This window comes from Mycolicibacterium xanthum (genome assembly GCF_019710635.1).
GTDB lineage: Bacteria > Actinomycetota > Actinomycetes > Mycobacteriales > Mycobacteriaceae > Mycobacterium > Mycobacterium xanthum.
This window is the reverse complement of sequence record NZ_JAIFZS010000055.1, coordinates 1-18445: the sequence shown is the minus strand read 5'-3', so window position 1 is coordinate 18445 and position 18445 is coordinate 1. Positions and strand designations below refer to the sequence as shown.

The 18445-nt window shown below is 70.7% G+C and carries 21 protein-coding genes; 9 read left to right on the top strand and 12 right to left on the bottom strand.

Annotated elements, in window-relative coordinates; translation table 11 throughout:
- Positions 1-3: 3 nt before the first annotated feature.
- Positions 4-912, bottom strand: a complete 909-nt coding sequence (locus JDV09_RS20115) for a LysR substrate-binding domain-containing protein (RefSeq protein ID WP_221370903.1) — start codon at positions 910-912, stop codon at positions 4-6.
- Positions 913-988: 76 nt separating this feature from the next.
- On the opposite strand from JDV09_RS20115, the gene JDV09_RS20110 reads away from it, so the two are divergent.
- Genes JDV09_RS20110 through JDV09_RS20095 form a run of 4 tightly spaced genes read left to right on the top strand, consistent with a single transcriptional unit; the run spans position 989 to position 4372 of the window.
- Positions 989-2200 (top strand): acetyl-CoA C-acetyltransferase, encoded by a 1212-nt coding sequence (locus JDV09_RS20110; protein ID WP_221370902.1) that lies wholly within the window; start codon positions 989-991, stop codon positions 2198-2200.
- Positions 2197-2949, top strand: coding sequence for a 3-oxoadipate enol-lactonase (gene pcaD / locus JDV09_RS20105; RefSeq protein WP_221370901.1), 753 nt, complete (start codon positions 2197-2199; stop codon positions 2947-2949). The genes JDV09_RS20110 and pcaD overlap by 4 nt, the downstream gene beginning before the upstream one ends.
- Complete coding sequence (locus JDV09_RS20100; protein WP_221370900.1) at positions 2946-3725, top strand: CoA transferase subunit A; 780 nt, start codon at positions 2946-2948, stop codon at positions 3723-3725. Before pcaD ends, JDV09_RS20100 begins: the two co-directional genes overlap by 4 nt.
- Positions 3722-4372, top strand: coding sequence for a CoA transferase subunit B (locus tag JDV09_RS20095; protein WP_221370899.1), 651 nt, complete (start codon positions 3722-3724; stop codon positions 4370-4372). Before JDV09_RS20100 ends, JDV09_RS20095 begins: the two co-directional genes overlap by 4 nt.
- 7 nt (positions 4373-4379) lie before the next feature.
- Here the strand turns inward: JDV09_RS20095 and pcaC are convergent, their stop codons facing one another.
- The 4 genes from pcaC to pcaH are packed head-to-tail and all read right to left on the bottom strand — an operon-like array spanning position 4380 to position 7289.
- Positions 4380-4745, bottom strand: coding sequence for a 4-carboxymuconolactone decarboxylase (pcaC, locus tag JDV09_RS20090; protein ID WP_221370898.1), 366 nt, complete (start codon positions 4743-4745; stop codon positions 4380-4382).
- Positions 4742-5944: a lyase family protein gene (locus JDV09_RS20085; RefSeq protein WP_221370897.1), complete on the bottom strand. Its 1203-nt coding sequence runs from the start codon at positions 5942-5944 to the stop codon at positions 4742-4744. The genes pcaC and JDV09_RS20085 overlap by 4 nt, the downstream gene beginning before the upstream one ends.
- A gap of 2 nt (positions 5945-5946) precedes the next feature.
- On the bottom strand, positions 5947-6498 hold the full coding sequence (gene pcaG / locus JDV09_RS20080) for a protocatechuate 3,4-dioxygenase subunit alpha (protein WP_221370896.1): 552 nt from the start codon (positions 6496-6498) through the stop codon (positions 5947-5949).
- Entirely contained in the window at positions 6495-7289 is a 795-nt protein-coding gene (gene pcaH / locus JDV09_RS20075) for a protocatechuate 3,4-dioxygenase subunit beta (RefSeq protein WP_221370895.1), read from the bottom strand. The genes pcaG and pcaH overlap by 4 nt, the downstream gene beginning before the upstream one ends.
- A gap of 71 nt (positions 7290-7360) precedes the next feature.
- Between pcaH and JDV09_RS20070 the strand changes: the two genes are divergently transcribed.
- The gene (locus tag JDV09_RS20070; protein WP_221370894.1) at positions 7361-8110 is read left to right on the top strand and encodes an IclR family transcriptional regulator; all 750 of its coding nucleotides are present in this window, start codon (positions 7361-7363) and stop codon (positions 8108-8110) included.
- A 77-nt stretch (positions 8111-8187) separates the two neighbouring features.
- On the opposite strand, the gene JDV09_RS20065 is transcribed toward JDV09_RS20070, so the two are convergent.
- The 3 genes from JDV09_RS20065 to JDV09_RS20055 form a co-directional block, all read right to left on the bottom strand.
- Complete coding sequence (locus JDV09_RS20065) at positions 8188-9525, bottom strand: MFS transporter (protein ID WP_221370893.1); 1338 nt, start codon at positions 9523-9525, stop codon at positions 8188-8190.
- 56 nt (positions 9526-9581) lie between these two features.
- Positions 9582-10445 carry a shikimate dehydrogenase gene (locus tag JDV09_RS20060; protein ID WP_221370892.1) on the bottom strand — a complete coding sequence of 288 codons (864 nt, stop codon included), beginning with the start codon at positions 10443-10445 and terminating at the stop codon, positions 9582-9584.
- Between the two features lie 138 nt (positions 10446-10583).
- The gene (locus tag JDV09_RS20055; protein ID WP_221370891.1) at positions 10584-11231 is read right to left on the bottom strand and encodes a TetR/AcrR family transcriptional regulator; all 648 of its coding nucleotides are present in this window, start codon (positions 11229-11231) and stop codon (positions 10584-10586) included.
- Positions 11232-11309: 78 nt separating this feature from the next.
- Here JDV09_RS20055 and JDV09_RS20050 point away from each other — a divergent pair, with 78 nt between their 5' ends.
- From JDV09_RS20050 to JDV09_RS20040, 3 genes are read left to right on the top strand one after another with little or no spacing between them, the layout of a single operon-like run.
- On the top strand, positions 11310-13160 hold the full coding sequence (locus JDV09_RS20050; RefSeq protein WP_221370890.1) for a bifunctional sugar phosphate isomerase/epimerase/4-hydroxyphenylpyruvate dioxygenase family protein: 1851 nt from the start codon (positions 11310-11312) through the stop codon (positions 13158-13160).
- Positions 13157-13600, top strand: coding sequence for a type II 3-dehydroquinate dehydratase (aroQ, locus tag JDV09_RS20045; RefSeq protein WP_221370889.1), 444 nt, complete (start codon positions 13157-13159; stop codon positions 13598-13600). Before JDV09_RS20050 ends, aroQ begins: the two co-directional genes overlap by 4 nt.
- Positions 13597-13980: a hypothetical protein gene (locus JDV09_RS20040; protein WP_221370888.1), complete on the top strand. Its 384-nt coding sequence runs from the start codon at positions 13597-13599 to the stop codon at positions 13978-13980. Before aroQ ends, JDV09_RS20040 begins: the two co-directional genes overlap by 4 nt.
- A 3-nt stretch (positions 13981-13983) precedes the next feature.
- Here the strand turns inward: JDV09_RS20040 and JDV09_RS20035 are convergent, their stop codons facing one another.
- From JDV09_RS20035 to JDV09_RS20025, 3 genes are read right to left on the bottom strand one after another with little or no spacing between them, the layout of a single operon-like run.
- Positions 13984-14415 carry a GNAT family N-acetyltransferase gene (locus JDV09_RS20035; protein WP_221370957.1) on the bottom strand — a complete coding sequence of 144 codons (432 nt, stop codon included), beginning with the start codon at positions 14413-14415 and terminating at the stop codon, positions 13984-13986.
- 53 nt (positions 14416-14468) lie between these two features.
- Positions 14469-15566, bottom strand: coding sequence for an isochorismate synthase (locus JDV09_RS20030; protein WP_221370887.1), 1098 nt, complete (start codon positions 15564-15566; stop codon positions 14469-14471).
- Positions 15563-16174, bottom strand: coding sequence for an acid phosphatase (locus tag JDV09_RS20025; RefSeq protein ID WP_221370886.1), 612 nt, complete (start codon positions 16172-16174; stop codon positions 15563-15565). The genes JDV09_RS20030 and JDV09_RS20025 overlap by 4 nt, the downstream gene beginning before the upstream one ends.
- A gap of 79 nt (positions 16175-16253) precedes the next feature.
- On the opposite strand from JDV09_RS20025, the gene JDV09_RS20020 reads away from it, so the two are divergent.
- Entirely contained in the window at positions 16254-17066 is an 813-nt protein-coding gene (locus tag JDV09_RS20020) for a ParA family protein (protein ID WP_221370885.1), read from the top strand.
- Between the two features lie 143 nt (positions 17067-17209).
- Here the strand turns inward: JDV09_RS20020 and JDV09_RS20015 are convergent, their stop codons facing one another.
- On the bottom strand, positions 17210-18421 hold the full coding sequence (locus JDV09_RS20015) for an Rv3212 family protein (protein ID WP_221370884.1): 1212 nt from the start codon (positions 18419-18421) through the stop codon (positions 17210-17212).
- Between the last annotated feature and the right edge of the window lie 24 nt (positions 18422-18445).

Sequence of the window (18445 nt, the reverse complement as noted above, 5' to 3'; positions counted from 1 at the left end):
GGCTCAGCCTAACCGGATGGCGCCGGTACCGGCGGCCTGCGCCCGCAATACCTCCATCACATTGGCGATGAGGGGTGTGCCGTGGTCCGACCGGCGCGCCGCCAACAGGTCGACCCCCAGGGCAGCGTCCGTCAGCGGTAGATACCGCACACCGGCGATGTCCAGGGCGGCCGTCGGTGCGGGCACGATCGCCACGCCGAGTCCGGCCGCGACGAGAGTGACCAGCGTCGACGTCTCCATTGCCTCGTGCCGGACCCGGGGAACGAATCCGGCGTCCGCGCACATCGCTGTCACCACGCCGTTCATCACCGATCGGCCCTGCCCCGCGTGCGCGATGAAGTCTTCGTCGAGCAGGTCGCCGACCTCGAGCTCATCCCGCCCGGCCAGTCGATGCCCCGAGGGGACCGCCACGATCAGCGGGTCTCTGCGCAGCGTCTCGACGACCACGTCCGCCTGATTGACCGGAGGCCGAAGCAGCGCGACGTCGAGTTGCCCGGCAGTCAGCGCCGCCAGCTGCGCCGGCGCCAGCATTTCCCCGCGCACCACCACCTCAACGCCGGGAAGTGATTCGCCCAGTGCCCGAACCAGTTGGGGCAGAAGCGAATAGGTGGCTGATCCGACGCATCCGATGGTCACCACGCCCTCGGCGCCCGCGGCGATGCGCCGAGCCTGTTCGCCGGCCTCGTCGACCGCGGCCAGGATCTGCACGACCCGGTCGTGGTAGGCGCGGCCGGAGGCGGTGAGTTCGACGCTGCGAGTGGTGCGGCGCAGCAGCGGCACCCCCAGCTCCCGCTCGAGTTGGCGGATCTGCTGCGACAACGGGGGCTGGGCGATGTGCAGACGTTCCGCTGCCCGGCCGAAGTGCAACTCTTCGGCCACGGCACGGAAGTACCGGAGGTGACGAAGTTCCATGATTGAAAGGCTATGCCTCTGAATCGACTTGATTTAGATATTTCCAAATATCACTTGGAGCTTCTACGGTCGACGTATGGATGTCGTGGTCTGCAATCCGGTGCGCACACCGGTCGGTCGCATGGGGGGTGCGCTCGCCTCGCTGCCGGCCGCCGACCTGGCGGCGACGACGCTGCGTGCCCTGGTCGCCCGCGCCGGGCTGTCCGGCTCGCACGTCGACGACGTGATCCTCGGCAACGGGTACGCCAGCGGGGAGGCGCCGGCCCTCGGACGCGTCGCGGCCCTGGACGCCGGCCTTCCGGCCGAGGTGCCCGGTCTGCAGATCGACCGCCGGTGCGGGTCCGGGCTACAGGCCGTGCTGTACGCGGCGGGGCAGGTGGCCACCGGAGCGGCGCGACTCGTCATCGCCGGGGGAGCCGAATCGATGTCGCAGGTCGAGCACTACGCGCTCGGGCTGCGCACCGGCGTTCGCCAGGGCGGCATCGCCCTGCTCGACCGGCTCGACCGCGCCCGCGAAACCGCCGGCGGTCGTTCCCACCCGATTCCCGGCGGCATGATCGAGACGGCCGAGAACCTGCGGCGCCGGTACGGCATCATCCGAGAGGACCAGGACGAGCTGGCGCTGCGCTCGCACCGGCGTGCGGTGGCCGCCCACGAGGGCGGCCGGTTCGCCGACGAACTCGTGCCCGTCACCGTGGCGGGCCGCCGCGGCGCCCCGGACACCGTCGTCGACCGCGACGAGCATCCCCGCGCCGACCTCAGCCTCGACAAGCTCGCGGGACTGAGCCCGGTGCGCCGCAAGGTCGATGCCGAGGCCACCGTCACCGCGGGCAACGCGTCCGGGCAGAACGACGGCGCCGCGATGTGCATCGTCACCACCCGCGACCGGGCCGAGGAGCTCGGCCTGACGCCGATGCTCGCGCTGAAGTCCTGGGCGGTCACCGGGTGCGCACCCGAGACCATGGGCCTCGGACCGGTTGCCGCCACCGCGGCCGCACTCGACCGGGCCCGGCTGAGCCTCGACGACATGGACCTCATCGAACTCAACGAGGCCTTCGCCGCCCAGGTGCTCGCCGTGCTCGCGGAATGGAAGCTCGACCCCGACGACGACCGGCTCAACCCCAACGGCTCGGGGATCTCGCTGGGACACCCGGTCGGTGCGACCGGCGCCCGGATTCTGGCCACCGCGGCCCACGAGGCGCGGCGCCGGGGCGCCGGCTTCGTGCTCGAGACGATGTGCATCGGCGGCGGACAGGGTCTGGCCGCAGTCTTCGAGGCCGTGCGATGAGCGCCGTGGACGTGCACGCGGTCATCAGCGGCAGCGGACCCGTGGTGGTGCTGTCGAACTCGCTGGGATCGACCCACCGGATGTGGGACGCGCAGGCCGCCGAACTGGAACGTCACTTCACCGTGGTGCGCTACGACACCCGGGGACATGGTGAATCGCCTGTCCCGCAAGGGCCGTACCGCATCGACGACCTCGCCGACGACCTGGTCGCCCTGCTCGACCGGCTGGACGTCGCGCGCGCCCACGTCGTCGGGCTGTCGCTGGGCGGTATGACGGCGATGCGGCTGGCCGCCCGCAATCCCGAACGCGTCGACCGGCTGGCCCTGCTGTGCACCGCTGCGCACCTGCCGCCGGCCGATGCCTGGATCGACCGGGCCGCGAAGGTCCGCGCGGGGGGCAGCGCCGCGGTGGCAGCGGCCGTCGTGCAGCGCTGGTTCACCGAGCGCTACCGCGGCGACCGCGCGTACTGGCAGGAGATGGTCGCGGCCACCCCCGCCGAGGGATACGCGGGCTGCTGCGAGGCCATCGCCGAAATGGATCTGCGCGAACAGCTTTCGCGCATCCAAGCGCCGACGTTGGCCATCGCCGGCGCCGACGACCCGGCCACCCCGCCCGCGATGCTCGAGGCGATCGTCGCCGCGGCGGCCGATGCCCGCCTGCTGGTCGTCGATGACGCCGCCCACCTGGCCAACGCGCAACAACCCGAGATCATCACACCCGCCCTGATCGAGCACCTGGAGAAGTCATGACGTTGAACAAAGTCGTCGGCTCGGCCGCCGAAGCGGTCGCCGACATCCCGAACGGAGCCAGCCTGGCCGTCGGCGGCTTCGGGCTCGCCGGAATCCCGTGGTTTCTCATCGATGCGCTGCTCGAGCAGGGCGCGGCCGATCTCACCATCGTCAGCAACAACTGCGGCGTCGACGGCGCCGGGCTGGGCCTGCTGCTGGAAGCCCGCCGGATCAGCCGGGTGGTCGCCTCGTATGTCGGGGAGAACAAGGAATTCGCCCGGCAGTACCTGGCCGGTGAGCTGACCGTCGAACTGACCCCGCAGGGCACGCTGGCCGAACGGCTACGTGCCGGCGGCAGCGGCATCGGCGCGTTCTTCACCCAGACGGGCGTCGGCACCATGGTGGCCGAGGGCGGGCTGCCCTGGCGCTACAACACCGACGGCACGGTGGCATTGGCCTCCCCGCCCAAGGAGGTCCGGGTGTTCAACGGACGCGAGATGCTGCTGGAGGAGTCGATCGTCACCGACTACGCGCTGGTCCGCGCCGCGGTCGCCGACCGGGCGGGCAACTGCGTGTTCCACGCCGCGGCGCGCAACTTCAACCCGCCGGCGGCGATGGCGGGGCGGATCACCGTCGTGGAGGCCGAACGCGTTGTCGAGGTCGGCGAACTGCACCCCGACGAGATCCACCTGCCCGGCATCTTCGTGAAACGGGTGCACGAACTGAGCCCTGAGCAGGCTTCCCGCAAGGGGATCGAGAAACTCACCACCCGCACCCGGCAGGAGGCCTCCCGATGAGCTGGACCCGCAATGAGATGGCCGCGCGCGCTGCGCGGGAACTGCACGACGGCGACTACGTCAACCTGGGTATCGGACTGCCCACCTTGATCCCGGACCACCTGCCCGAGGGCTCCGACGTCACGCTGCACGCCGAGAACGGCATCCTCGGCGTCGGACCGTTCCCGTACCAGGACGAGGTCGACCCCGACCTGGTCAACGCCGGGAAGCAGACGGTTTCGGTGGTCGCCGGCGCGTCCTACTTCGATTCGTCGACCAGTTTCGCGATGATCCGCGGCGGTCACGTCGATGTGGCGGTGCTGGGCGGAATGCAGGTCGCCGCCAACGGAGATCTGGCCAACTGGATGGTGCCCGGTGCGATGGTCAAGGGTATGGGTGGTGCGATGGATCTGGTCAACGGCGCCGGCCGGGTGATCGTCCTCATGGACCACACCGCCAAATCGGGTGCCGCCAAGCTTGTTTCGTCCTGTGATCTACCGCTGACCGGTAAGGCGGTGGTGAGCCGGGTGATCACCGATCTGGGCGTGTTCGATGTCGACGGGGACGGATTCGCGGTGGTCGAACTCGCGCCCGGGGTCGACTACGACGACGTCGCGGCCAAGACCGCGGCCGCGCTGACCGACCGCCGGGCGGCCGCCGTGGCGTGAGTGGACGTCAGTCTTCGGCCAGCACGCCCGATGCGATCCGGAACGCGGTGTTGGCATCGGGAACGCCGCAGTAGATCGCGCTCTGCAACAACACCTCTTTGATCTCGTCGACGGACAGCCCGTTGCGCCGGGCGGCGCGCACGTGCATCGCCAGTTCGTCATGGTGGCCGCGCGCGATCAGCGCGGTGAGCGTGATCATCGACCGCGACCGGCGATCCAGACCGGGACGCGTCCAGATCTCCCCCCAGGCGTAGCGCGTGATGAGGTCCTGGAAGTCGGCGGTGAAGTCGGTGGTGGCGGCCACCGCCCGGTCGACGTGGGGGTCGCCGAGAACCTCACGGCGGACGGTCATCCCGTCGTCGTAGCTGCTCATGAATTCTCCTTCAGGTAGCCGGACGCGCGGTGCAGCGCCGCCTCGACGAACTCGGTGGCCGCGCCCAGATAGGTCGGCGCGGGTTCGCGTCCGCTCAACCGGGACATCGTCTGCTGTTCGGCGTCGATTCCCCGGGCGGCGCCGAGATGGGCCACCGCGCGCGCCGCGTCGAACCGCAGCCCGCCCAGGAGTTCGGTGGCCTGCGAGGCCGCGACGACGGTGCGTCTGGTCAGGGTGCGCAGGGTCGCCCACTCGGCGTGCCAGCCGCCGTCGGAGCGTTCGTCGACCGACGCGGCCGACGCGGCGTGCAGGGTCGCCGCCAGCGGGGGAGCGGTCAGTGCGGCGCGTCGCAGCAGCACGGCGAGCACCGGATTGTCCTTGTGCGGCATCGTCGACGAGCCGCCGGAGGAGCCTTCGGCGAATTCCGCGATCTCGGTGCGTGCGCCGATCGCCACATCGTTGGCGATGTGGCCCCAGCAGTCACAGCACGTCACCAGCGCGTCGGCGGTGCGGGTCAGCCGGGAGCGCGACGTGTGCCACGGATGCGACGGTGCCACAGCCAGTTTCGTGGCCAGGGCGGCCGACAGCCGCTGGGCGGCCGCCGCCGAGCCGGCCAACTCCGTGGTCGCCGCGAGCGTGCCCGCCGCCCCGGCCGCCGAGACCGCGGGCGAGGGTGCGCCGTCGAGCACGTCGGCGGCGTCGAGCACGGCGCCCAGCCACCGGGCGAACCTCAGCCCGGCGGTACCCGGCAGGGCCGCCTGGGTGAGGGTGTGGGTCAGCACCGGATCGTCACGGTGCGTGCGCACCAGCGCGGCCAGCGCGGCCACCTGGTTCCCCAGTTCGGTCCGCACGGCGGCGAGCGCGTCGCGCAGGCACAGCATCAGTGCTGTGTCGATGACGTCCTGACTGGTCAGGCCGCGGTGGAGCCACCGCGACGCCTCGCCGTCGGCGCGCGATCGCAGCAGCGCGACCAGGCCGGTCACCGGGTTGCCGTCGCGTTCGGCGGCCACGGCCAGCGTCTCGGCGTCCGCGGGTCCGACGAGGGTGCCCAGGTCCGCGGCAGCCGTGGCGGGTGCCACGCCGTGTTCGACCAGGACGTCGAGCCAGGAGTTCTCGACCTCGACGAGCGCATGCAGGAAAGCCGAGTCGCTCATCAGCGCTCCGGCGCGGTGATCACCCGGCCAGAACAGGTCGGTCACGCTCAGTGCCCCGGGTAGCGCAGGAAGACGGTTTCATCGGGGCCTTGGAGGTGGATGTCGAAGCGCAGCCCGTCGGCGTCGCGTTCGGCGATCAGGGTGTCGCGCCGTTCGGCGGGCAGTGCCGCCAGCAGCGGGTCTCCGGCGAGCGCCGGTCCCGGAACGTAGGCGCGGGTGAACAGGCGGTTGAGCAATCCGCGTCCGAACACCGTCACGAGGAAGAAGGCGGCCTTGCCCGGCTCGGTCGGGCCGGGCTCCAACGTGGAGAAGCTGTAGTGGCCGTCGTCGTCGGTGGACACCCTGCCCCAGCCGGTGAACGTCCAGCCGTCGCGGTGCAGTGAGCCCGCCGAGCCGGGCACGGCGCCCTCGGCGTCGGCCTGCCAGATCTCCAGCATCACATCCGGTACCGGGGCTCCGGCACCGTCGGTGACCGTCCCGTGGAACCGGATCGCCCCGGGTGCCTGTGGGGGCACCAGCGCTGCGCCGCGGTCGAAGGGCAGGGCATAGCCGTAGAACGGACCGATGGTCTGGCCCGGTGTTGCCGTCATGGTGCTCATCGGTAATCCCCCTGGGTGTTCTCCACGAGCGTGCGCTGCGAACCCGTCAGCACGATGTCCCACCGGTAGCCGGTGCTCCACTCATGCGTCGAGACGTCGTGGTCGTAGGTGGCGACCAGCCGGTCGCGGGCCTTCTGGTCGGTGATGGACTGATAGATCGGATCCAGGCTGAACAGCGGGTCCCCCGGAAAATACATCTGGGTGATCATGCGCTGGGTGAAATCCGTTCCGAACAGCGAGAAGTGGATGTGGGCCGGGCGCCATGCGTTGCGGTGGTTCTTCCAGGGGTAGGGGCCGGGCTTGATGGTGGTGAAACGGTAGGTGCCGTCGTCGTCGGTCAGGCAGCGTCCCACGCCGGTGAAGTTCGGATCGATTGGGGCGGCGTGCTGGTCGCGCTTGTGCACGTAGCGGCCCGCCGCATTGGCCTGCCAGACCTCGACCAGCTGCCTGCGCACCGGGCGCCCCTCGCCGTCGACGATGCGTCCGGTGACGACGATCCGCTCGCCGATCGGCTCGCCGGCGTGCTGGATGGTCAGGTCGGATTCGAGCGCGTGCACGTCGCGCCGGCCGAAGACCGGCGTGTGCAGCTCGACACCCTCGGGGTCGGCGTGCTGCGGCTCGTTGACCGGGTGGCGGAGCAGGCTGCTGCGGTAGGGCGGGTAGTCCAGTCGGGGCTGGGTCTCCTCGATCCCGGAGTGCAGGTAGGCCGACTCGATGGCCGCCATCTCGGCGTTGATCTCCGACTGACTTGCCGACGCGCTGTCGGGGTCGGTGTTGGTGATTGCTGTCATGTTATTCACACTAGGTCACCCGGAAGCCGGCGCGGAAGCCTATGCTTCTGCTGAGCGGAAGGAATCGCGAGATGGCGGGTAATGCTTCGGCGCCCGGGATCACCGTGGCTGAGCGTTTGCTGGCTGTGGTGGGTGCGTTCGACGCGCGACATCGTTCGCTGACGTTGACCGACCTGGCCCGCCGGGCCGGACTCGCCGTGCCCACCGCGCATCGGCTGGTCGGCGAGTTGGTGGCCGGCGGCGCGCTCGAGCGGCGCGGGGACGGCCGCTACGTGATCGGCCGGCTGTTGTGGGAGGCCGGCTTGCTGGCCCCGGTGAGTGGCCGGTTGACCGAGGTAGCCGAGCCTTTTCTTAGTGACATCTATGCCGCGACGCTGGCCACGGTGCACCTGGCGGTGCGCGACGGTGACCAGGTGTTGTATGTGCAGCGACTGGCGGGCCGGGCGTCGGTTCCGATTGTGTCCACGGTCGGCAGCCGCTTGCCGATGCACTGCACCGGGGTGGGGAAGGTGTTGCTGGCGTACGCCCCGGACGACGTCCGGGCCCGCGTGCTCGGGAATTTGCCGAAGATCACCCCGCGCACCATCACCTCGGCTCGTGTCCTGGACGGGCAGTTGGTGCGAATTCGGCGAGAGGGTGTGGCGGTGACGGCCGAAGAGATGTCGATCGGAGCGTGTTCGCTGGCGGTCCCGGTCGTGCAGTCCTCCGACCAGAGCGTGGCGGCGGCGATCGGGGTGGTCGTGCCCTCGCTGAAGCGCGACCGGCAGCGCCTGATCGGTGCACTGCAGGTCGCGGCCCGGGGCATCGGGCGGCTGCTGTGACCACGTCGCCGAAATCGCATTCCGGCAGGGCTCCTCTCGGAGTTCGCCTGCCGGAATGCGATTTCGGCATCGTGTGGTCAGTGGGTGACCAGCTCCCTGGCCGGTGCGGGAACGGGCTGGCCCAGCAGCTCGGTGGGCACGTCCTTGGTTTCGCGTGCGGTCAGCGCCGCACCCGCGGCGATCAGGCAGATGACCGCGGTGAACACGCTGATCACCGTCCAGCCGCCGTCGCGCACCCCGCCCAGAGCCGTCACGATCGACGGCGCGAACCCCGCCATCAGGAAGCCCAGCTGCGTACCGATCGCCATCCCGGAGAACCTGACCTGGGTGGAGAACATCTCGCCGTAGAAGGAGGGCCACACCGCGTTGGCCGCGGCGTACCCGAACGAGAAGGTCGCGATCGCCAGCGCGAAGGTCAGCACGTGATTGCCCTGGCTCATCGACAGCATGTAGAACGGCATCAGCACCGCCGACGACAGCGCGCCGTAGATGAACACCGGCTTGCGTCCCACCCGATCGGCCAGCCGGCCGAACAGCGGCTGGCTGCCCAGCGCGACGACGTTGGCGGCCACGACCAGCCACAGCGTCAGGTCGGCGTCGAGCCCGACCTGCTTGCCATAGGCCAGCGCGAGGTTGGCGAAGACCGTGGACACCGCAGCGATGAACGCGCACAGGATCACCCGCAGGACGTCGCGCCAGTGGTCCCGCAGCAGCGGCACCAGCGGCATCCGGGCGATCGTGCCCGCGTTCTTGGCCTCGGTGAACTGCGGGGTCTCATGCAGTTGGCGGCGGATGAAGTAGGCAACCACGACCACGGCCGCCGACAGCCAGAACGGCACCCGCCAGCCCCAGCTGAACTTGGCCTCGTCGGGCAGCGCCATGAACGGGATCATCACCAGCGAGGCCAGGATCAGGCCGCCCTGGGTTCCGGTCAGCGTCCACGATGTGTAGAAGGCGCGCTGGTCGTCCGGGGAGTGCTCGAGGGTCAGTGAACTCGCTCCGGCCTGTTCGCCGGCGGCCGACAGGCCCTGCAGCAGCCGGCAGATGACCAGCAGCACCGGCGCGGCCCAGCCGATGGTCGAGAAGGTGGGCAGGCAGCCGATCACGAACGTCGACAGGCCCATCAGCACGAGCGTGAACATCAGCACCCGCTGACGGCCGATCCGGTCACCGAAATGGCCGAGGATGACCGCGCCGACCGGACGCGCGATGTAGGCGAAGCCGAAGGTGGCGAACGACATCACCAGCGCCGCTTCGTTGTCCGACGGGAAGAACACGTGCGGGAAGATCAGCGCGGCGGCGGCGCCGAACAGAAAGAAGTCGTAGTACTCGACCGCGCTGCCCATGAAGCTGGCGAGCGCCGCCCGCTTGGGCGTCTTCTCCGGAAGTGTCTCCGGGTGGTGCGTTGTGGTCATTCGGGGCTCCTTGGGCGAATTGTGCCGGACGGGTGGATGTTTGACGGTTGTTCTGGTCATTCGGCGACCAGTGAGCGGAAGTGGCGCGACATCCGCGTGGCATCCGGGGTGACCCCGGTGATCAGCGCGAACGCGTCGGTGGCCTGGTGCACCGCCATGTGGCCGCCGTCGAGCGTGCGGCATCCGGCGGCCCGGGCGGCCCGCAGCAGGGCGGTGTCGAGGGGGCGGTAGACGATGTCGGCCACCCACAGCCCCGGGTGCAGCAGCTCCGCGGAGAACGCCATACCGGGATGGGCCGCCATCCCGGTCGGCGTGGCGTGCACGACGCCGTCGCTGTCCGGGAGCAGGGCCGAGAGCTTGGCGAACGACGATGCCTCGATGTGCGCGGCGGCGTGACGGGTGGCCAGCGCGTCGCCGAGGGTGCGCGCGCGCTCCTCGTCGAGGTCGACGATCGTCAGGTGACCGGTCCCGAGGCGCAGCAGCGCTTCGGCGACCGCGGTTCCCGCGCCACCGGCGCCGACGAGAACGACATCGTCGAGGGGCGCTGCGGGCAGGCCCTCGCCGAACCCGTGCGCGAAGCCGGTGACGTCGGTGTTGAAGCCGGTGGCCCCGCCGCCGGGTCCGAAGACGACGGTGTTGACCGCTCCGAGCGCGGCGGCCACGGGGTCGACGTCGTCGAGGTGCTCGAGGACCAGCTGCTTGCAGGGGTGGGTGATGTTGAGTGCGTCGTACCCGAGGGCCCGCGCCCAGGCCAGCACCTCGCCGACCCGGGCCGGGGGGCAGCCCAGCTCGTCGAGGTCGATGGTCCGGTAGACGTACTCGAGCCCCTGCGCGTGAGCCTCGGCCATGTGCAGCGCCGGTGTCAGCGACGGGCCGACGCCGGTTCCGACGAGTCCGACGAGATAGGGACGTTGTGACATGTCCGCCTCCCCTTAATGTACTAACTGGTTCGTACGCTAAGTAGAGCATTGTGGCGCAAGCCGCGTCAAGGACAAAATGTGACGACGCCCATAGTCGGTGGTAGAGCCGCGCCGAGGCGGGTCAGGAGGGCGGTTCGGTCAGCGTGCCGAGGTGGTCAACCAGCCGACGACGACGTCGCCGAGCATCCGGCGCAGGTGCGCGCGCTGGGAGACGTCGGCCAGGTCGATGTCGAACAGGAAGCCGAAGGTGTAGCGGTTGGCGACCTGGAACACGCAGTACGAGCTGATCACCAGGTGAACGTCGAGAGCGGTGACGTCGGCCCGGAACAGCCCCGCGTCCCGGCCGTCCCGCAGGATGTCGTCGAGCAGGGATGTCGCCGGGGCGGACAGTTCCCGTAGCGATGACAGGCGGCGGATGAACTCGCCGCGGTGAATGTTCTCGATGGATACCAGCCGGATGAACGCGTCATGGGCGATGTGGTGGTCGAAGGTGACCTCCGCGAGCCGGCGGATGGCCTCGACGGGATTGGCGTGATCGACCGTGAGCTTCTGTTCCGCGTCGCGGATCCCCCGGTAGGCGTGCTCCAGAACCGCCAGGTAGAGCTGCTCTTTCCCGCCGAAGTAGTAGTAGATCATCCGCTTGGTGGTCCGGGTGCGTTCGGCGATCTCGTCGACCCGCGCGCCGGAGTAGCCCGACTCGGCGAACACCTCGGTGGCGACCGCCAGAAGTTCGGCGCGGGTGCGCTCGGCGTCGCGCTGGAGTTCGGTCTTCGGCTTGGCGGCCACGATCGCTGAGCTTACTGTTCGCCCGTCGGTTGCGTCCGCACCCTTCCGCTCTAATGAACTAATTGGTACATTGCTGTGATGAGGACCTCGATCGCAACCGTGTGTCTGTCCGGATCACTGGTGGAGAAGCTGCACGCGTGCGCCGCGGCGGGATTCGACGGTGTGGAGATCTTCGAGCCCGATCTGATCGCCGGCGACCACTCGCCGGAGGAGATCCGCGCGCTGGCCAGTCGCCTCGGGCTGTCGCTGGATCTCTACCAGCCGCTGCGCGACCTCGAAGGCGTCGACGAGGCCACCTTCGCCGACAACATCCGCCGGGCCTCGGCCACCTTCGCCACCGCTGCCCGACTCGGCATCGACACCGTGCTGGTGTGCAGCAACGTCGCCACCGCGACCGTCGACTCCGACGAGGTCTCCGCCGATCAGCTGCGCCGCATCGGCGAGGCCGCCGAGACCCACGGCATCCGCATCGCGTTCGAGGCCCTGGCCTGGGGGCGATTCATCGACGACTACCGCCGCGCGTGGCACGTCGTCGAACTCGCCGACCATCCCGCGGTCGGCATCTGCCTGGACAGCTTCCACGTGCTCTCCCGCGGCCACGACCCGTCGGCCATCGCCGACATCCCGGGCGAGAAGATCTTCTACCTCCAGCTCGCCGACGCTCCCGCGTTGTCGATGGACGTGCTGTCGTGGAGTCGCCACCACCGGCTGTTCCCGGGCGAAGGCGCGTTCGACCTGTCGCGATTCGTGACCTGCGTGCTGGCGGCCGGGTACGAGGGGCCGCTGTCGTTGGAGGTGTTCAACGACACGTTCCGCCAGACCGACCCCGGGCAGACGGCGGTGCACGCGCTGCGCTCGCTGCTGTGGCTGCAGGACAACGTGGCCACGGCCAACCCGGAGGGCTGGCGCCCGGCGCTCAGCACGTTGACGGTGGCCAAGCCGCCGACGGCCTTCGACTTCGTCGAGCTCAAGGCCGAGGACACCAGTGAGATGGAGGTGCTGCTCGCCCAGCTCGGCTTCGCGATGTGCGGCCGCCACCGCACCAAGCCGGTGTCACTGTGGTCGGCCGGCAACGCCCGGGTGGTGCTCAACGAACAGCAGGCCCGCGACCGGCAACCCCACGTGGCGGCGGTGGGCCTGCAGGTCCCCGACTCCGGCGCCACCAGCGCACGGGCCGCCGAGCTGATGGCCCCGGTCGCCTACCGGCGCACCCATGCCTCCGAACAGCCCTTCGGCGCGGCCGTCGCCCCCGACGGCACCGAGTTCTTCTGGATCACCGAGTCCCACGGCGTCCCCGAATGGGTCGCCGAGTTCGAGGCCGGCCTGTCGAACCCGTCGGCCCCGGTGGACGTGATCGACCACGTGAATCTCAACCAACCCTGGCAGACGGCCGAGGACGCCGTGCTGTTCCTGGCCAGTGTGTTCGGTCTGACCGCTGACCCGCCGGCCGAGGTGCCCGGGCCGCGGGGGCTGGTGCGCAGCCAGGTGATGCGCACCGCCGATGGGGCGATCCGGTTGCCGCTCAACGTCGCGCCGCATGCTCTCGAGGGCGCCGGCATGGCCCAGCACGTGGCCTTCGCCTGCTCCGACGTCGTCGCGCTGGCGCGCAGCGCGGCCGAACGCGGACTGCAGTTCCTGCCCGTGTCCGACAACTACTACGACTACCTGCACGGCCGCTTCGGTATCGACGGCGCCGAGCTCGCCGAGCTGCGAGAGCTCAACCTGCTCTACGATCGCAGTCCGGCGGGGCATTTCGTGCACTTCTACACCCGCACCGTGGGGTCGGTGTTCTTCGAATTCGTCCAGCGCTTCGGGCACTACGACGGCTACGGGGTGGACAACGCCCCGGTCCGGTTGGCAGCCCAGCGCGGCAGCGTCGGCACGGTGCGGCCGAGACCGCGGCCGGCCGCCGGTACCGTACAACGGTGACCGAACGCCGCCTGCTCCTCGTCAACGGGCCGAACCTGAACCTGCTGGGCACCCGGCAGCCCGAGGTGTACGGCAGCACCACGCTGGCCGAGATCGAGGCGCGGGTCAGCGCCGTCGCCGCCGAGCACGGCCTGGCGGTCCGGGCGGTGCAGAGCAATCACGAAGGTGTGCTCATCGACGCCATCCATGCGGCCCGGACCGACTGCGCCGCCATCGTCATCAACCCGGCGGCCTACAGCCACACCTCGGTGGCCATCGCCGACGCGCTGCGCTCGGTCGGGCTGCCGGTCGCCGAGGTGCACCTGAGCAACATCCACGCCCGCGAGGAGTTCCGGCACCACTCGTATGTCTCCGCCGTCGCGGAGATGGTGGTGGCCGGGGCCGGCCCGCTGGGCTACGAGCTGGCGGTGCGCTACCTGGCCGACAGGCTTTCCCGGTGACCCCGCGCGCGGTGCGCATCGCCGGCGGGATCGCCGGACTGGAGGGCGCGGCGGCCGTCGTGGTCGCGGTCGTGCTGATCGTCCGGCAGGCGGCCGGTCACCACGAGGACGCCATCAGCGGGTACGGCACCGCGGCATGGTTCGCGATCATGGGCTCGGTGGTGGCGGCGGCGGGCTGGGCGCTGTGGACCGGGCGCCGCTGGGGCCGGGGCATCGCCGTGTTCGCCAACCTGCTGCTGCTCGGGGTGGCCTGGTACGTGTTCACCTCCGGGCAGCTGCGCTACGCGGTCGGGGTCGCCGCGGTGTCGGTCGCGGCGCTCGGCCTGCTGTTCAGCCCGTCGACGCTGCACTGGGTGGCGCGGGCCGGCGACCAACGCTGAGGTTCACCGGCCGGATTCGGCCAGTTCCGCGAGCTGCGGGCCCGACACCCGGTAGGTGATCCACTCGCTCTGCGGCCGTCCGCCGATGCCGTCGTAGAACGCGATGGCGTTGACGTTCCAATCCAGCACCGCCCAGCTCAGCCGGGTGTAGCCGTGCTGCACGCACTCGGCCGCCAGGGTGGCCAGCAGCCGGCGGGCCAGGCCGCGCCTGCGGAACCGCGGCCTCACGTAGAGGTCCTCGAGGTAGACCCCGGGCACGCCGTCCCAGGTGGAGAAGTTCAAGAACCACAGCGCGCCGGCGGCCGGCTCGCCGTCCACGTCGACGACGTGCGCATACAGCGTGGGCCGGGGCCCGAACAGCGCCTCGGCGAGCTGGGCCTCGGTCACCGTGCACTCCTGCGCCGCACGCTCGAACTCGGCCAGCTCGTGGATCATCGCGGTCAGGGCGGCCTCGTCGCCGGGGCGCGCGGTGCGGATGACGGTGCCGGTCACGGTGTCACTCCCAACGCGGACAGGATCGTCCGGAACTTCGTGGTGGTCTCCGCGACTTCGTCGTCCGGATCGGATTCGGCCACGATGCCACCGCCGGCGTGCGCGACGGCCGTGCGCCGGTCGGCCGACAGCTGGGCACACCGGATCGACACCACCCACCGGCCGTCGCCGCGCTGGTCGCACCAGCCCACGGTGCCCGCATAGAACCCGCGGTCGCCCTCGATCTCGGCGATCAGCGCGGTCGCCTCCGCGTTGGGGGAGCCGCCGACCGCCGGCGTCGGGTGCAGCGCGACAGCGAGATCCAGTGCGGTGGTGGACTTCTCGCGTAGCCGCCCGGAGATGGGCGTGTACAGGTGCCATACCGCAGCGGTCTTGCTCAGCTGGGGCTGTTCGGCGATCTGCAGGTCGGTGCACAGCGGGTCGAGCGCCTCGCGCAACGCGTCGACGACCAGCTGGTGCTCGTGGCGGTTCTTGGCCGAGTCGGCCAGCGCCGCGCCGCTGGCCGCGTCCTCGTCCGGGTCGGCCAGCCGCGGCGCCGAACCCGCGAACGGCCGGCACACGACCTGGTCCCCGTGGCGGGCGACCAGCAGCTCGGGGCTCGCGCCGACCAGCACCGTGCCGGAGTAGCCGTCACCGGCCGCGGACAGGTCGACGAGGTACTCGGTGGCCTGCGGGTCGTCGGCGACCAGCCGGTGCAGCACGGTCCTGGCGTCCAGCCGCCCGTCGGCGACCAGCCGCAGCGCCCGGGCCAGGACCACCTTGGTCAGGGCGCCGTCCGGGTCGCGCAACCGTTGCAGGGCGGCGCGGATGCGGTCGCGGTGCTCGTCGGCGGGCGGCAGGGTCTCGGCGATCTCGACTGTCGGCAGCTCGCGCAGCGGCCAGGCGGGCAGCTCGGCGAAGGACCGTGCGGTCTGCGGGCGGATCAGCGCGGCCGGCGTGGACAGGTCGAAAGGCAAGGCGCCCACGATGATCGGCGTGCTGTGGGAGGCGAGGGCGGCGCGCGCGTCGGCGATGTCGGGGAAGGCGGTGTGCACCCCGTCGGCGACGATCACGCCATCCGGGCCGGCGAGGACGAAGGACGGTTCCCGGGTCACGCCGATCCGGCCGGGTCGGGGCGGCCCGTCAGGCCCAGCGCGACGAGTTGGCGCACCCCGTGCTCGAACGCGCACACCGCGACCGACCCCGCGGGCATCGCGAACCGGATGCCCTCGTAGAGGGGTTGCTCGAGCCAGCGGGTGATGACCGACCGGGAGAAATGGCCGTGCCCGACGAACACCACGTCACGGGACTCCAATTGCTGCAACGCCATCGCGATCGCCTTGTCGGCGCGCGCGCTGACCTGCGCGGAATTCTCCCCGCCCGGGCAGCCGTGGGTCCACACCAGCCAGTTCGGCACCGCCCGGCGGATGTCCACCGTCGTGGTTCCCTCGTAGTCGCCGTAATCCCATTCGCTGATCAGCGGATCGACCTCGTCGACGGTCAGGCCGGCCAGCTCGGCGGTGATGCGGGCGCGAATCCGTGGGCTGCTGACCACGAACGGATCGTCCAGCTGCAGCTGCCGCAGCGGGTCGGCGGCGGCCGCGGCCTGCTCGCGGCCGTGCGGGGTCAGCTCCAGCTCGGTGCGGCTGGTGTGCTGGCCGCTCTTCGACCACTCCGTCTCGCCGTGGCGGAGCAGGACCAGCCGGTGTTGCAGGACTCCCACAGTCCCGATTGTGCCCCACGGGGTGCGTCGGCATGCGCGGGCGGGTCAAAGATGAACAGTGCTCGCCGGACGTGACAGGATGGGCGGTGTGACGCGGGTACTTGCTGTCGCCAATCAAAAGGGTGGGGTCGCCAAGACCACGACGGTGGCATCGTTGGGTGCGGCGATGGTGGAGCTGGGGAAACGGGTGCTGCTCGTGGACCTCGATCCGCAGGGCTGTCTGACGTTCTCCCTCGGTCAGGACCCCGACAAGCTGGCCGTCTCGGTGCACGAGGTGCTGCTCGGCGAGGTCGAGCCGGGCGCTGCGCTGGTCGGGACGTCGGAGGGAATGACGTTGTTGCCGGCCAACATCGACCTGGCCGGGGCGGAGGCGATGCTGCTGATGCGGGCCGGCCGGGAGTACGCGCTCAAGCGCGCGCTGGCCAAGGTGGAGGCGACTGCCGACCCGTTCGATGTGGTGATCGTCGACTGCCCGCCGTCGCTGGGGGTGTTGACGCTCAACGGCCTGACCGCCGCCGACGACGTGATCGTGCCGCTGCAGTGCGAGACGCTGGCCCACCGCGGGGTCGGGCAGTTCCTGCGCACCATCAACGACGTGCAGCAGATCACCAACGCCGACCTGACGCTGCTGGGTGCGCTGCCCACGCTGTACGACTCGCGCACCACCCACAGCCGCGACGTGCTGCTCGACGTGGCCGACCGCTACAACCTGCCGGTGCTGGCGCCCCCGATCCCCCGCACCGTGCGGTTCGCCGAGGCCAGCGCCTCCGGGTCATCGGTGCTGACCGGGCGCAAGAACAAGGGGGCGCTGGCCTACCGGGAGCTGGCGACCGCGCTGCTCAAGCACTGGAAGAACGGCAAGGGGCTGGCCACCTTCACCCCGGAGGTCTGAGCTCCCTTCGGCGCCCCGGAGGTCTGAGCCCCCCTTCGGCGCCGAACTGGCATTCCAGCAGGGCTGCTCTCGACTTTTCGCTGCCGGAATGCCATTTCGGCGGGCGGCGGGGGCGGGGCGGCGGGGCGGGGGAGACGCCGGGGTCAGCCCAGGGCGACCAGCTCGTCGCCGCGCTGTTCGAGCAGCGTGGACCCGGCCACCGCGGGCACGACCGGGCCGTCGACCGGCGAGCGCTGCAGCGCGATGTGCCGGTCGCCCTGCCCGGTTGCCGGATCGAACAGGTCGTAGCCGCCGCTGACCGGCACCATCAGCCGCCCGGCCATCACGGTGGCCGGGCCGACCGGCGCGTTCGGGCCCACCGCGGCGACGGTGTACTTGTACTGAAGGTTGTTGGCGGAGAACACCATCAGGTCCTCGCCGGTCCACCAGGTGATCAGGTCGCCGGCCCGTGACGCGGTCGCCTGCGGGGACGGGGGCCCGCTGACCACCGTGCTGTCGATGACGGTCCCGGTCTCGTCGATGATGTCCACCCGCGGTTTCGGGGTGGGCACGTACAGCGCGGTCGTCGTCTCGGTGACGGCGACCACCCGCGCTCCCGCCCCGTCACTGACGCCCTTCTGCTGGACGTACTTGACCTCCGGGGTGTCCTCCTCGTCGGACGGCCGCAACAACGTCAGCCGCAGATCGGACTGGTTGGCGCAGGCCTCCAGCACCGAGACCGCCGACGAGCTGGCCGCGGCCGAGGTGAACCGGCAGTCCGGCGACGCCGGGGTGCCCGGTTTGATCGGGGCGTCCAGCGCGCCGTAGCTGAGCATCCGCACCATGTCCGAGCGCCACAACTCCAGCCGGGTCTCGCCGGCGGACAGCACCGCGGTGCCGTCGCTGGACAGCGTCACGTGCTTGTCGGAGTAGCTGGTGCGCGCCGGTCCGCGCCTGCCGGTCTTGGCGTCGACGGTGCTGACCTGCCCGCACCCCCGGACGTCCGGATACACCGCGACGGCGTAGTTGTAGACCCAGGTCACGCCGCACAGCTCCAGGTCGCGGGCATAGCTCCACACCGTGTCGCCGGTGCCCGGATCGTGGCCGGCCATGGTCTGGCCGTCGCCGGTGACCACCGCGCCGCCGACCACCACGGGCGCGCTGGTCTCGGCGCTGGGCGCGCTCCACAGCTGCCGCAGCAGGTTGGGCACCTCGGCGGCGGGCTTCAGCGCCGGCAGCGGGTTGTCGGCCGGGCGGCTGACCGTCGCGCGCGCGTCACTGGTCCACCAGACGACGGCCACGACGAGCGCGACGACTCCGGCGATCGCCGCCGCCACCACGAGGTCCGTGCGGGTGCGGCGCTCGGGTTTGACCATCGAGCGGGGGGGGGGGGGGGGGGG